Below are 13,297 nucleotides of genomic sequence, written 5' to 3' on the forward strand. Positions count from 1 at the left end.
GCTTTTTTACTTTTTAGAATGCCGTCCGTATACCGCCCAGGTGATCACCACACAGGCGATATAAAAGATCAGGAAGACTTTCATTGCGCCCACCGGCGAGCCGGTTAACGCCAGCGAAGTCCCAAACGCTTTCGGGATAAAGAACCCGCCAATCGCGCCGATTGCGGAGATAAAACCCAACGCCGCGGCCGTATCGGTTGCTGCTTCACGCATCGCTTTTTCTTCAGACCCGCCTTCTGCTTTCACGCGATCCATCGTCAGTTTACGGAAAATCACTGAGATCATCTGGAAGGTAGAACCGCTCCCCAGACCTGCCGTCATAAACAGCGCGAGGAACACAGCGAAGAACGCAATGAAGCTACCGCCCGTGCCGTTCGTCGGTAACGTCAGGAACAGCAGGCCGCTGAAAATGGCCATCAACACAAAGTTCACCAGCGTGACGCGGGTACCGCCTAAACGATCAGAAATTGACCCGCCCGCCGAACGCGCCAGCGCACCGATGAACGGGCCAAAGAACGCATAATGCAGGATTTGCACATCCGGGAACTGGGTTTTCGACAGCATGGCAAACCCGGCAGAAAACCCGATGAACGAACCAAACGTTGCCAGATACAGCAGACTCATGATCCACAAGTGACCGCGCCTGAGAACCGGCAATTGTTCTTTCAGTGACGCTTTAGAGGTCGCCAGTTCGTTCATGCCAAACCAGGCCGCGAGGGTAAAAATGGCAAGGAACGGCACCCAAATCCACGCGGCGTTTGCCAGATAAAGTTGCGTTCCATCCGGTTGTTCGACACCGTGGCTGCCAAAAATAGCGAAGATTGACAGGGAAACCACCAGCGGCGCAACCAGTTGCATCACGCTGACGCCCATATTGCCCAGGCCGCCATTCAGTCCCAGCGCACCGCCCTGCTTCTGCCTGGGAAAGAAAAAGCTGATGTTAGCCATGCTGGACGCAAAGTTTGCGCCCGCAAAACCGCAAAGCAGCGAGATCAGAATGAAGGTACTGAAGGGGGTGGAGGTATCCTGCACCGCAAAACCTAACCAGACGCAAGGAATAATCAGGATCCCGGTACTGAACGCGGTCCAGCGGCGCCCACCAAATACCGGCACCATAAAGGAGTAAGGCACTCGTAACAGCGCGCCGGAAACTGACGGTAACGCCGTCAGCATAAACAACTGATCGGTGGTGAAGTTAAAGCCGACTTTCGGCAAGTTCACCGCCACAGCACTGAACAACATCCATACGCAAAACGCCAGCAACAGACAAGGGACAGAGATCCACAGGTTGCGACTGGCGATATGTTGACCACGCTGTTCCCAGAATGCCGGATCTTCCGGTCGCCATTCTGTAATGACAGCCCCAGATGCCCTTTCGGGAACGGATGAGTGACTCATAAACACCTCTGATACTCGATTTGATGCCTGCCACATTAGGGTTTACAGCTTGAGGTAAGTTGATATAAATCAAAGGAAAAGCGGTCATTATGACGCACATAAAATGATGATCACCCTAAGTGAGTAGACCGTTTCAGTGAAAAAGATGTGGTTTTTCACCGCGCTGTTCTGCTCTGGTCTCCCCTTCGCAAATCCCCTCCTGACAGCGGCAATTAAGAGGTAACTCGTTTTAGGTATGGGTATACTCCAGGGGATAGCCGAGAATAACGCCACTGCCTGACTCTGCCCGGCATTCTCGTCATTCATTAAGGTTTCCCCCGCACTGTCAGGAAGCCTGAAGAAAGAAGGTTTTATGCTAAAACGCTGTCTCTCTCCGCTCACCCTGGTTAACCAGGTGGCACTTATCGTGATGCTTTCCACCGCCATCGGCGTGGCGGGCATGGCTGTCTCTGGCTGGCTGGTTCAGGGCGTACAGGGCAGCGCGCATGCCATTAATAAAGCGGGTTCGCTGCGGATGCAAAGTTATCGCCTGTTCGCCGCAGTGCCGTTGAGCGCTGACGACCAGAGGCTGATAGAGGAAATGGAACAGACGGCGTTCAGTCAGGAACTGACCCGCGCGGCGGAACGCGACGGTCAGCAGCGCCAGCTTAAGGCGCTACAGGACTACTGGCACAGCGAACTCGCGCCGGGTCTGCAGCATGCCAGCAGCAGAGAGGCTGTCGCAGCTGACGTCAACCGCTTCGTGACGGGACTCGACCAGCTCGTCTCCGCGTTTGATCACACGACTGAGATGCGCATTGAGCGGGTGGTGATGGTCCATCGGGTGATGGCGATCTTCATGGCCCTGCTGTTGGTTTTTACCATCATCTGGTTACGCGCGCGTTTGCTTCAGCCCTGGAGACAGTTACTGTCGATGGCGCGAGCAGTCAGCCAGCGCGATTTTACGCAACGCGCGCAAATCAGCGGACGCAATGAAATGGCAATGCTGGGCGATGCGCTTAATAACATGTCCGATGAACTGGCCGAAAGCTATTCCGTGCTTGAACAGCGCGTCCGGGAAAAAACTGCCGGACTGGAGCAAAAAAACCAGATCCTCTCTTTTCTCTGGCAGGCTAACCGACGCCTGCATTCGCCGGTGTCGCTGTGCGAACGCCTCTCCCCGGTGCTGAACGGCCTGCAAAATCTGACCCAGCTACATGACATCGAACTGCGGGTGTATGACCAGGAAGATGAAGACAATCACCAGGAATTTACCTGTCAGTCAGACCTGAGCTGTGATGATAAAGGCTGTCAATTGTGCCCGCGCGACGCACTGCCTGCGACGGAAGGTGGAATGACGCTGAAATGGCGCTTAACGGACACCCATACCCAGTACGGGATTTTGCTGGCCACCCTTCCCCAGGGGCGTCACCTGAGTCATGATCAACAGCAACTGGTGGATACCTTAGTCGAGCAACTCACCGCAACGCTGGCGCTGGACCGCAATCAGGAACGCCAGCAGCAATTGATTGTCATGGAAGAGCGTGCAACCATTGCGCGCGAACTGCATGATTCCATTGCGCAATCACTCTCCTGTATGAAGATGCAGGTGAGTTGCCTGCAAATGCAGGGCGACGCACTGCCGGACAATAGCCGTGATTTGCTCAGCCAGATCCGCAACGAACTGAACGCCTCATGGGCGCAACTGCGTGAACTGCTAACCACTTTCCGCCTGCAACTGACCGAACCAGGTCTTCGCCCTGCGCTGGAGGCCAGTTGCCAGGAGTACAGCGCCCGTTTCGGTTTTACGGTGAAACTGGATTATCAGTTGCCGCCGCGCCTGGTGCCTTCGCATCAGGCAATTCACCTGCTGCAAATTGCTCGCGAAGCCTTAAGCAACGCACTTAAACACTCGCACGCCAACGAGGTCGTTGTTACCGTGGCGCAGAAAGGCAAGCAGGTAAAATTGACCGTGCAGGACAACGGCTGCGGCGTTCCGGAAAACGCCGAACGCAGTAACCATTACGGCATGATCATTATGCGCGACCGGGCACAAAGCCTGCGCGGTGATTGCCAGGTTCGCCGTCGCGAGACGGGAGGCACTGAAGTCGCTGTCACATTCATTCCCGAACATTACTTCACAGAAGTTCAAGGAGATACCCATGAATAATCAGGAACCGGCTACCATCCTGCTCATCGACGATCACCCAATGCTGCGGACCGGCGTTAAACAACTTGTCAGCATGGCGGCGGATATTACTGTCGTTGGCGAAGCGAGTAGCGGCGAACAGGGTATCGAACTGGCCGAATCACTGGACCCGGATCTGATCCTGCTTGACCTCAACATGCCGGGCATGAACGGTCTGGAAACTCTCGACAAACTGCGGGAAAAAGCACTTTCCGGGCGCATTGTGGTGTTCAGCGTGTCGAATCATGAAGAAGATGTTGTCACGGCGCTGAAACGCGGAGCGGACGGTTATCTGCTGAAAGATATGGAACCGGAAGATCTGCTGAAGTCCCTGCAACAGGCCGCTGCCGGAGAAATGGTATTAAGCGAAGCGTTAACGCCAGTGCTTGCTGCCAGTCTGCGCGCCAACCGCGCCACCACCGATCGCGACGTTACGCAGTTAACGCCGCGTGAGCGCGATATTCTTAAGCTGATCGCCCAGGGGCTACCGAACAAGATGATTGCCCGCCGTCTGGATATCACGGAAAGCACGGTGAAGGTCCATGTGAAACATATGCTGAAGAAAATGAAGCTGAAATCGCGTGTGGAAGCTGCGGTGTGGGTGCATCAGGAACGCATCTTCTGATTACTCCTCCAGAAGCAATCTCCAGCGCGGATCGTCATCCGGCACTGCCATAAACGGTTCAGACAGCGAGAGCGTGATCTCATTGGAAGAGACACGCTGCCCTTTCTCATCTTCAATGACCACCGACAGCCGCCAGCGATTTTCGGCTCCTTCGCTGCTGTCCCAGGCTGGCATAATGATGGACCAGCCATCAATACTGTTGGCATTTGCGCCAGAGGTCAGGCTCAGCGCCTGTGTATCGCCTTGCCAGGTAATATGGCGGATGCCATGCAAACTGCGCACCTGTAATTTTAAGGGCACCGTCTCACTCGAATGCAGATCCCACAGCGGTGTCGCCAGAAAAACGTTCAGGGTTTTGCGCTGACGATACGCCATGGTTGGCAGGTTATTACGCTGCGGGGCATCATACCGGCTGCCGCGCAACGACTTGCTCTGCGCCACCTCGCTTGCGGCAAGCTGTTTTTTCAACGGGACGCCAAAGCGATAATTCAAATTCAGCCCGAGGTTGTTCTGACTGACGCCGCTCTCCCCTTGCTTATGCTGAGCCGTGACCGTGACCAGCGGAACCGGGGTGTAGCTAAGTCCTAACTTCACCGCCACCGGATTGTGATAGCCCGTACCGGAGTCAAACAGGTCGACACTGTCGCCAAAATACTGTTCCACGCTGACACGGGTATTGAGATATTCGTAAAACGGCAGGCGCATTTCTGCGGTCAGGTCGTAACCGCGCGCCATGCGTTGTTCCAGCGTATCCGTGTGCGTGCGCCACGAAGCAAACGGCTGATAGTAATTCGCCGACAGGCGTAAATGTTCGCCCCACGCTTCCGCCCCCAGACCGCCGCGCTGCAAATTTTCATCCAGCAGATTGTCGTAGAAAGTGTTATAGCCCAGCAGCCAGCCGTCCCGCGCCCAGCGTTGTCCAATACCCACATTACTCACCAGTCCGTCATCCTGCCGGGTGAGCCCCAGTTGACTCCAGGCGAGGTAACGTGCGTTATCCTGCCAGGGAATAAACCAGTTGCCCTGGCTCCCGTTGAAATGCCCTTCGTTATCCACCTGAACATTCACGCTGGCATTGCCCCACGGCGACAGCCACGACTCCAGATGCTGATTGACCTGCTCGCTGACCGCATCGCGCACCTGACCAAAGGCGAACTGCCTGGCCTGCTCGCCGGTATCCAGACCGTTGTCCGTCATGCTCGCTTCGCCAAAAGCTTTGACCATTTCGGCAAAATGTTTTTCACCGTCGTGGGATTCCGGGGCCAGCGCCAAATCCGGCAACCCGTCCTGATTGTTATCAAAAGGATTTTCTGCCTGATGCATAAATGAGGATTGTGCGCGGGCATGACCGCCTGCCAGCAGCAAGAGGAGATAAAGTGGTACTGGATGAGAGGCAAAACGAATCAAATCAGTGATGACTTCTTACGTCGGATGGTTAACAAAACACCCTAAAAGCTTAACTGACTCTCCCGCGTTTTGCAGGCTTTCTCGCACTTTCAGGAATATCCTGACTGTCAGCAGCTCTTGCGTTTATGCAGACTTTCATTGGTAACCCTGCGTGCACGGAGTAACATAACGGGATGACGAATCCCTCATCCCCGTATACAGGAGTCAACATGCAAAAGATTGTGATCATCGCCAACGGTGCGGCCTACGGTAGCGAATCGTTATTTAACAGTCTGCGTCTGGCGATTGCGCTACGCGAGCAGGCGACGGATCTCGACTTGCGTCTGTTTCTGATGTCGGATGCCGTGACGGCGGGGTTACGAGGCCAGAAACCGGCGGAAGGTTACAATATTCAGCAGATGCTGGAGATCCTTACCGCCCAGAGCGTGCCTGTCAAACTGTGTAAAACCTGCACGGATGGTCGTGGGGTAACCGCCCTGCCGCTGATTGACGGCGTGGAAGTCGGCACGCTGATTGAACTGGCACAGTGGACATTAGGTGCTGATAAAGTGCTGACCTTCTGAACCCACATCAGGCAAGCTCGCTAAAATTGCCGGTTATTTCCGAATTTAATCTTATCAGGACGCATCTTTACCCAAAGTTAGTGCGCCCGATCACGCTTTTCTCCGGCATTTTGTCACTATTGTTTAATCGTTATGCCATTTTTTGATCAAAATCAGCATCAGAAAACTCACTCTTTGGTGTTATTTCCCATGGGTAAAATGTGAACAACATCACGCAGTGCTGCCGTAAGGAAGTACGTTGTTTTCAAGAACGGGGTGAAAAATGGCATTAGTAAAAGCAAGCTTGAAGTTATTTGGCGGGGATACCGTGGTGGTGCGTTGTTCTGAGCGCTGCCACATTCATTTGATGAGCGAGAAAAAACACGTAAAAGACACGCAGGCAGACATTTTAAGCGTGCAGGATCGTGATAATGCGTGGTTAACCGTCCCGTATACTGGCGTCTGGAACGTACTGATCGACAGCCACAGCCAGTCGCTTGAGCATTCCATCAGTTATATCGCCGCCTGACCGATTTGCCCCTGTTTTCAGGGGCAATACTCAAAGAAAACCGGGCCGTAAGACGCCTTCCGGCAGAGGTTCTCCCAGCAAACTGCGCACGTTAGCCACCAGATCGTTCAGGCACTCATCCTGCATCCCCAGTTTCTGTAATTCCTGTTCGAGTGAAAACAGGTACTGCGCGTTAGTACCGAGCGGTCCACTGGCGGCGGCAATCAGCGGGGCGATAATTTGTGCGCGCGTGTCGGACTCATAGAGCGGATGGCGCGGATCCATAATGAACACCAGCGCATTGACCGTGCGGCCATCATCCAGCGCCAGTTGGCACCAGGTGGGTAAATAGCAGCCGGTAATCATTTCACGCTTCCACAGCAAGGTTAACTCCTGCTCAAGCGCGTTATCCGGCAGACGATAGGCTACCCCCGTGGTGCGTCCGCCCTCTTTGAGTGCAAGCATACGACCGGGCTGGCATGCCGTACCGCGACCTGCGGTAAGACGCAGACAAAATGCCCGATGCCACCCCACCAGCGTGCCGGTACAGGATTCTTCATATTCGAGTGCCGGGTTCCACATCAACGATCCATAACCGAAGATCCACACCGGTCCATCATCGGGTCTGCAGGCCAGCGTCGCGGCAAGGGACGCTGCACGCTGTTCTGCTGACCATAAGAGTGATTCTTCAATAGCACCAAATGCCGTTTTACAATCGGCATTCATCAAGAAATCACGCGTTAACACCTTACACCTCCGCCACTGCATACATCCCTGCGACAACTTTTTGACGCCTTCCGGGCATTTTAACTGCTCATTTTGAAACCAATAGCAGGACAATATGCAATTCACAGGCCGCTGGCAAGGCAGCTGCCGCCACGGGTAGCACGATTCGCCAACGCTGTCATCTCTGGCGAAAATTTAATCCTTACCCATTAAGTGGTTATGGTTTCTTGTGCCATTTGTCATCGTCACCTTTTTCGTAACCATTTTTCACCGCAGCCCACGCGACTTTATGTGCCGTCTCTTCGCGCGTGGCATCGTCACGGCGTTCGGCCTTCTCTTTATATTGCTCCCAGGCGCTGTTGAAGGCTTCTTTATAAATATCCTGAGCGTGAGCGGGTAATACGTGTTGGACGCTATCAGGCAGATCTTTTTTTGTTTTATAGGGCATCATTACCTCCTTTTTTTGGCTACACCTTAAGTGTGGCTAACAACGATCTTCATCGCCACTCGCGCAGCGATGATTAAGAATTTTCGTTTTATAAGGATCTGTTATTTAAATACTCTATAAACAAGAGTCCCTTTTATTCGCGTTTTGAGGAAAAATATCTGCAAAGCCGTAAAATTTCGTAAAACATGCCCAGTAAGCCCACATTTCTGTTATTTTTTACAATCTTTATTACATTTATAACTAAAATTGACCTGCAGAGATGGAGAGCATCAATGACACATGCACAAGAGGCGGTAAAAACCCGCCACAAGGAGACATCGCTTATTTTCCCGATTGTGGCGCTGGTAGTGCTGTTCCTTTGGGGAAGCAGCCATTCACTACCAGCGGTTATCGGCATAAACATTCTTGCCCTGGTGGGTATTTTAAGTAGTGCCTTCAGCGTCGTTCGCCACGCCGACGTATTAGCCCACCGTCTCGGTGAGCCCTATGGTTCACTCATTCTGAGCCTGTCAGTGGTTATTCTGGAAGTGAGTTTGATTTCCGCCTTAATGGCAACCGGCGACGCCGCGCCGACACTGATGCGCGACACGCTCTATTCCATCATTATGATTGTCACCGGCGGACTGGTTGGCTTCTCGCTATTATTGGGCGGGCGTAAATTCGCCACCCAATATATGAACCTGTTTGGCATTAAACAGTATTTAATTGCCCTGTTTCCGCTGGCGATTATTGTTCTGGTGTTTCCAATGGCGCTGCCCGGCGCGAATTTCACCACGGGTCAGGCGCTGTTAGTCGCCTTAATTTCCGCCGCGATGTATGGCGTGTTCCTGCTGATTCAGACCAAAACTCACCAGAGTCTGTTTGTTTACGAGCATGAAGATGAGAGCGATGACGACGACCCTCATCACGGTAAGCCTTCTGCACACAGCAACGTTTGGCACGCCGCCTGGCTGGTGATTCATCTTATCGCGGTGATTGCCGTGACCAAGATGAACGCGAACCCGCTGGAGACGTTGCTGACCGAGTTGAATGCTCCGGTGGCCTTTACCGGTTTCCTGGTGGCCCTGCTGATCCTCTCCCCTGAAGGTCTTGGCGCACTGAAAGCGGTACTGAATAATCAGGTGCAGCGAGCGATGAACCTGTTCTTTGGCTCGGTGCTGGCAACCATCTCTCTGACGGTGCCGGTGGTAACGCTGATTGCGTGGGCGACGGGTAATGACCTGGTCTTCGGCCTAGGCGCCCCGGAAATGGTCGTGATGGTGGCGTCACTGGTCTTGTGCCACATCTCATTTTCGACGGGGCGTACCAACGTACTGAACGGCGCTGCGCATCTGGCGCTGTTTGCCGCCTATCTGATGACGATATTTGCCTGATCCCTCATGCACAAAAAACCCCGCCGCGGCGGGGTTTTCTCGTTTAGTAACGCTTAGTTCTCGGTATCCAGTTCCGGGAAACTTTTCACCAGGTCGTCAATCGCTTTCATCTGAACGAGGAACGGCTCCAGTTTTGCCAGCGGCAGCGCGGACGGACCGTCACATTTCGCGTTAGCCGGATCCGGATGCGCCTCAATGAACAGCCCCGCCAGCCCCACCGCCATACCGGCACGTGCCAGCTCGGTAACCTGTCCACGACGACCGCCAGATGCGGCGCCAAACGGGTCACGGCACTGTAAGGCGTGCGTTACGTCGAAAATAACCGGGCTGTTGCCGGAGACTTTTTTCATCACGCTGAAACCCAGCATATCAACAACCAGGTTGTCATAGCCGAAGTTTGCCCCACGGTCACACAGGATCACCTTGTCGTTACCGCCTTCATGGAATTTATCCACGATATTCCCCATCTGACCTGGGCTCACGAACTGCGGTTTTTTCACATTGATGACCGCGCCGGTTTTTGCCATCGCTTCCACCAGATCGGTCTGACGCGCGAGGAAAGCCGGGAGCTGAATCACATCCACAACGTCGGCAACAGGCTGCGCCTGGCTCGCTTCGTGAACGTCGGTGATCACTTTTACGCCAAAGGTCTGTTTCAGTTCCTGGAAGATTTTCATCCCTTCTTCCAGGCCCGGTCCACGGTAAGAGTGGATAGAGGAACGGTTGGCTTTATCAAAAGAGGCCTTGAACACGTAAGGGATACCCAGTTTCTGGGTAACGGTCACGTAGTGCTCACAAATGCGCATCGCCAGATCGCGCGATTCCAGCACGTTCATACCGCCAAACAGCACGAACGGCAGATCGTTTGCTACCTTGATGTCGCCAATGCTAACCACTTTTTGTTTCATAGGATCGCCTTAATGATGAGTAAGAATATCAATAATTAATGCAGGACAATTTGCTTATGCGAGATGTTATTAATCTGCGCACGAATCATTTCGCTGATCGGGTCTTCCGGACACTGTTCAACGAAATAGCTTAAATCGGTCAGCGCGACATGTTCACATTCCAGTTGCGCATAAATTAATCCACGGTCGCGTATTTCATACGGATCTTCCGGGTTAAACTGTAATAATGCTTCACTTGCACGAAGCGCCAGCTCCATCTGCTGTTCTTCCATGAGAGAAGATTTCAGCGTATCCAGCAGTTTGCGGATCACCTCAGCGTTATCAGCTTCATCCAGGTCTTCGTTAAATAACTCCGCGACCGGGCTGATATTCCCCTTGAGCCACACTTCCAGCGTGTGCTCATTTAACGTTTCGCCGTTAAACGGATTGATGAGCCACATTTCACCATCCAGCGATTCAATACGCAAAATAAGCTGCGTCGGGAAAATCACCGGAACCAGCGGTAATGACAGACGGTTGGCAATCCACAGTAAAATTGCTCCGAGTGAAACAGCGCTGCCCTGACGGTTCTTCAGTACCTGGTCAAGCCATAATGCGTCGGATAAACGGTAAACGCCGCGGGTGTCCGAAAAACCCCACTCGCCGTAGAAAAGTGCCAGCAATTTTTCCAGTTGCTCATCCTGAGACAGGAGCTGGCTAATTTCTTCCCGCGCCAGGCTGACCAGACGTTCCAGCTCGTCATAGACAGTTTGCGAGGGAAAATCCAGGCGGATCGATTCCGATGCCAGGATCATTCCATCGCACAGTGGCGCTTTATTAAATTCGAAATCAGCTAACGACCTCATGACTTACCCCAGTAACGGTATTTTTGTGGTGGCGAGTTTAATGATGATGTACAGCACCACCAACGCCAGCAGAAATGCGCTATAGCGCACCTGCCGACTGCGCGCCTGACGGTAATCAAGCGCGATAAAACCCAAAACGATGTAAATGATAACCCCAAACAGCTTTTCAGTCAGCCATGTCCCCTGCTCCGTGAATGGCAGGATGTGCGTTTTAGCTATCAAACCGATGCCGCTGAGTAACAAAAGCGTGTCAATGAACGGCGGAACACGACGCGTCCAGCGTGCGTGAGCCTGTGGATTGTGCGTCTCACGCCACCCAAAACGCAGCACAAACAGACAAATGGAAAGCGCGATACTGATGAGGTGAGCGTAAATTAAGAGCGTAACGCTGTTCATACAGACTTACGTCCGAGCGTAATCCGCTCGTTACCGCCATAATCGCGGCAGGTTTCCACATTCTGATATCCCGCACGAGTAAACGCATCCCGCACGGCTTTCCCCTGCTGCCAGCCGTGCTCAAGAAGCAGAAAACCGCCTGCCTCTAACCGTTCGCGAGATTGTTCGATAATGTGCGCAATATCAGCCATCCCGTTATCTCCGGCGACCAGAGCGCTCAACGGTTCGAAGCGGACATCGCCCTGTGAAAGGTGCGAGTCCTGTTCGTCAATGTACGGCGGGTTGCTGACAATCATTGTGAACGGCGGCGGTCCCGACAACGCGCTAAACCAGTCGCTTTGCAGGATGCGGACATTCTTTATTGCCAGATGAGCAGCATTACGCCGCGCCAGTTCGACGGCATCCGGCATACGGTCTACCGCCGTGACCTCACAATCAGGACGCTCGGACGCCAGCGCCAGCGCAATCGCCCCGGTGCCGGTGCCGAGATCAAGAATGCGGCACGGTTCAGACGGCAATCGCGCGAGCGCCTGTTCCACCAGACACTCGGTATCCGGGCGCGGGATTAGCGTTGCCGCAGAGACAAACAGCGACAGCGACCAGAACTCACGCACGCCGGTTAAATGTGCGATGGGCTCTCCCTGTTTGCGGCGCGAAAGCAACGTCGCCAGTTGTGCTTGCTGTGCTTCGCTCAACGCGGTTTCGCCAAACGCCAGAATGTATGTACGCGGTTTTCCGGTCACATGTTCGAGTAAAATCTCAGCGTCACGACGCGGGCTTTCACTCTCCTGGAGCTGGCTTATCGCCTCACCTAACCAGTGCTGAAAATCCATTATTCCTGCTCGGACAGCGCCGCCAGTTGATCGGCCTGGTATTCCTGCACGATAGGCTCAATCAGCATATCCAGTTTCCCTTCCATGGCTTCATCCAGACGGTAAAGCGTCAGGTTGATGCGGTGATCGGTCACGCGTCCCTGGGGGAAGTTGTAGGTGCGGTTGCGATCGCTGCGATCGCCGCTACCCAGCAGGTTACGGCGCGTGGACGCTTCCGCCTGCTGGCGCTTTGCCACCTCAGCCGCGCGGATTCTCGCGCCAAGTACCGAGAGCGCTTTGGCTTTGTTTTTGTGCTGCGAACGCTCGTCCTGGCACTCCACCACAATGCCGGTCGGCAGGTGGGTAATACGGATGGCGGAATCCGTGGTGTTAACGTGCTGTCCGCCCGCACCGGAGGATCGGAAAGTATCGATACGCAGATCGGCCGGGTTAATGTCCGGCAGTTCAGCTTCCGGCAGTTCTGGCATGACCGCCACCGTACAGGCTGACGTGTGGATACGCCCCTGAGACTCCGTAGCCGGAACGCGCTGCACGCGGTGTCCACCCGATTCAAACTTCAGTCGACCGTAGACGCCGTCACCGCTGATTTTGGCGATAATCTCTTTATAACCGCCGTGCTCGCCTTCGCTGGCGCTCATGATCTCCACACGCCAGCGGCGTGTTTCAGCATAGCGGCTGTACATACGAAACAGATCGCCGGCAAATAACGCCGCTTCATCGCCGCCGGTCCCGGCGCGAACTTCCAGGAATGCGTTGCGCTCATCATCCGGATCTTTCGGCAGCAACAGAACCTGCAACTGCTGCTCCAGTTGTTCACTTTTATCTTTCGCTTCGCGCAGTTCTTCCTGCGCCATCTCACGCATTTCAGGATCGTCGAGCATCATTTGTGCGGTTTCGATATCGTCCTGAATCTGTTGCCAGTCCGTGAAACAGCGGGAAACATCGCTTAATTGTGCATACTCGCGCGACAGCGCGCGGAAACGATCCTGGTCTGCGATGGTTCCCGCATCACCCAGCAGCGCCTGAACTTCTTCATGGCGTTCATGCAGGGCTTCCAGTTTGGCAACGATAGAGGGCTTCATAGGCGTAAATGCACCTTGTAAAAAGAAAAGGGTGTGTGT

The 13,297-nt window shown here is 53.9% G+C and carries 14 protein-coding genes; 5 read left to right on the top strand and 9 right to left on the bottom strand.

Annotated features, from left to right (window positions below; translation table 11 throughout):
- Nucleotides 1-6: 6 nt before the first annotated feature.
- A complete protein-coding gene (locus WB371_RS14550) occupies nt 7-1,398 on the bottom strand; it encodes a NarK family nitrate/nitrite MFS transporter (RefSeq protein WP_336220761.1) in 1,392 nt (463 codons plus the stop codon).
- Between the two features lie 352 nt (nt 1,399-1,750).
- On the opposite strand from WB371_RS14550, the gene narX reads away from it, so the two are divergent.
- Both narX and narL read left to right on the top strand, forming a co-directional pair.
- A complete protein-coding gene (gene narX / locus WB371_RS14555; RefSeq protein ID WP_336220762.1) occupies nt 1,751-3,547 on the top strand; it encodes a nitrate/nitrite two-component system sensor histidine kinase NarX in 1,797 nt (598 codons plus the stop codon).
- A complete protein-coding gene (gene narL, locus WB371_RS14560; protein WP_336220763.1) occupies nt 3,540-4,190 on the top strand; it encodes a two-component system response regulator NarL in 651 nt (216 codons plus the stop codon). The genes narX and narL overlap by 8 nt, the downstream gene beginning before the upstream one ends.
- Here narL and WB371_RS14565 read toward each other — a convergent pair whose 3' ends face one another.
- A complete protein-coding gene (locus tag WB371_RS14565; RefSeq protein WP_336220764.1) occupies nt 4,191-5,597 on the bottom strand; it encodes a YchO/YchP family invasin in 1,407 nt (468 codons plus the stop codon).
- A gap of 209 nt (nt 5,598-5,806) precedes the next feature.
- On the opposite strand from WB371_RS14565, the gene WB371_RS14570 reads away from it, so the two are divergent.
- Together WB371_RS14570 and WB371_RS14575 are read left to right on the top strand one after the other, a co-directional pair.
- The gene (locus tag WB371_RS14570; protein ID WP_336220765.1) at nt 5,807-6,160 is read left to right on the top strand and encodes a DsrE/DsrF/TusD sulfur relay family protein; all 354 of its coding nucleotides are present in this window, start codon (nt 5,807-5,809) and stop codon (nt 6,158-6,160) included.
- 262 nt (nt 6,161-6,422) lie between these two features.
- Entirely contained in the window at nt 6,423-6,668 is a 246-nt protein-coding gene (locus WB371_RS14575) for a DUF1883 domain-containing protein (protein WP_336220766.1), read from the top strand.
- Nucleotides 6,669-6,698: 30 nt separating this feature from the next.
- Here WB371_RS14575 and WB371_RS14580 read toward each other — a convergent pair whose 3' ends face one another.
- Together WB371_RS14580 and chaB are read right to left on the bottom strand one after the other, a co-directional pair.
- The gene (locus tag WB371_RS14580; RefSeq protein ID WP_336220767.1) at nt 6,699-7,394 is read right to left on the bottom strand and encodes a gamma-glutamylcyclotransferase; all 696 of its coding nucleotides are present in this window, start codon (nt 7,392-7,394) and stop codon (nt 6,699-6,701) included.
- 196 nt (nt 7,395-7,590) lie between these two features.
- Nucleotides 7,591-7,821 (bottom strand): putative cation transport regulator ChaB, encoded by a 231-nt coding sequence (gene chaB / locus WB371_RS14585; RefSeq protein ID WP_336220960.1) that lies wholly within the window; start codon nt 7,819-7,821, stop codon nt 7,591-7,593.
- A 272-nt stretch (nt 7,822-8,093) separates the two neighbouring features.
- Here chaB and chaA point away from each other — a divergent pair, with 272 nt between their 5' ends.
- Nucleotides 8,094-9,194 (top strand): sodium-potassium/proton antiporter ChaA, encoded by a 1,101-nt coding sequence (gene chaA / locus WB371_RS14590; protein WP_336220768.1) that lies wholly within the window; start codon nt 8,094-8,096, stop codon nt 9,192-9,194.
- A 53-nt stretch (nt 9,195-9,247) separates the two neighbouring features.
- Here the strand turns inward: chaA and kdsA are convergent, their stop codons facing one another.
- From kdsA to prfA, 5 genes are read right to left on the bottom strand one after another with little or no spacing between them, the layout of a single operon-like run.
- Nucleotides 9,248-10,102 carry a 3-deoxy-8-phosphooctulonate synthase gene (kdsA, locus tag WB371_RS14595; RefSeq protein WP_336220769.1) on the bottom strand — a complete coding sequence of 285 codons (855 nt, stop codon included), beginning with the start codon at nt 10,100-10,102 and terminating at the stop codon, nt 9,248-9,250.
- 35 nt (nt 10,103-10,137) lie between these two features.
- On the bottom strand, nt 10,138-10,947 hold the full coding sequence (gene sirB1, locus WB371_RS14600; RefSeq protein WP_336220770.1) for an invasion regulator SirB1: 810 nt from the start codon (nt 10,945-10,947) through the stop codon (nt 10,138-10,140).
- A 3-nt stretch (nt 10,948-10,950) separates the two neighbouring features.
- A complete protein-coding gene (sirB2, locus tag WB371_RS14605) occupies nt 10,951-11,343 on the bottom strand; it encodes an invasion regulator SirB2 (protein ID WP_336220772.1) in 393 nt (130 codons plus the stop codon).
- Complete coding sequence (gene prmC, locus WB371_RS14610) at nt 11,340-12,176, bottom strand: peptide chain release factor N(5)-glutamine methyltransferase (protein WP_336220773.1); 837 nt, start codon at nt 12,174-12,176, stop codon at nt 11,340-11,342. Before prmC ends, sirB2 begins: the two co-directional genes overlap by 4 nt.
- The gene (gene prfA / locus WB371_RS14615) at nt 12,176-13,258 is read right to left on the bottom strand and encodes a peptide chain release factor 1 (protein ID WP_336220774.1); all 1,083 of its coding nucleotides are present in this window, start codon (nt 13,256-13,258) and stop codon (nt 12,176-12,178) included. The genes prmC and prfA overlap by 1 nt, the downstream gene beginning before the upstream one ends.
- Nucleotides 13,259-13,297 lie beyond the last annotated feature (39 nt).

This window comes from Citrobacter amalonaticus (genome assembly GCF_037053465.1).
Taxonomy (GTDB): Bacteria; Pseudomonadota; Gammaproteobacteria; order Enterobacterales; family Enterobacteriaceae; genus Citrobacter_A; species Citrobacter_A amalonaticus_H.

Bases quoted from the DNA above. Each gene is read 5' to 3' on its own strand.
- WB371_RS14570 (WP_336220765.1), top strand. From the start codon at position 5,807: ATGCAAAAGATTGTGATCATCGCCAACGGTGCGGCCTACGGTAGCGAA.
- chaB (WP_336220960.1), bottom strand. From the start codon at position 7,821: ATGCCCTATAAAACAAAAAAAGATCTGCCTGATAGCGTCCAACACGTA.
- WB371_RS14550 (WP_336220761.1), bottom strand. From the start codon at position 1,398: ATGAGTCACTCATCCGTTCCCGAAAGGGCATCTGGGGCTGTCATTACA.
- sirB2 (WP_336220772.1), bottom strand. From the start codon at position 11,343: ATGAACAGCGTTACGCTCTTAATTTACGCTCACCTCATCAGTATCGCG.
- prmC (WP_336220773.1), bottom strand. From the start codon at position 12,176: ATGGATTTTCAGCACTGGTTAGGTGAGGCGATAAGCCAGCTCCAGGAG.
- prfA (WP_336220774.1), bottom strand. From the start codon at position 13,258: ATGAAGCCCTCTATCGTTGCCAAACTGGAAGCCCTGCATGAACGCCAT.
- sirB1 (WP_336220770.1), bottom strand. From the start codon at position 10,947: ATGAGGTCGTTAGCTGATTTCGAATTTAATAAAGCGCCACTGTGCGAT.
- chaA (WP_336220768.1), top strand. From the start codon at position 8,094: ATGACACATGCACAAGAGGCGGTAAAAACCCGCCACAAGGAGACATCG.
- kdsA (WP_336220769.1), bottom strand. From the start codon at position 10,102: ATGAAACAAAAAGTGGTTAGCATTGGCGACATCAAGGTAGCAAACGAT.
- narX (WP_336220762.1), top strand. From the start codon at position 1,751: ATGCTAAAACGCTGTCTCTCTCCGCTCACCCTGGTTAACCAGGTGGCA.
- narL (WP_336220763.1), top strand. From the start codon at position 3,540: ATGAATAATCAGGAACCGGCTACCATCCTGCTCATCGACGATCACCCA.
- WB371_RS14575 (WP_336220766.1), top strand. From the start codon at position 6,423: ATGGCATTAGTAAAAGCAAGCTTGAAGTTATTTGGCGGGGATACCGTG.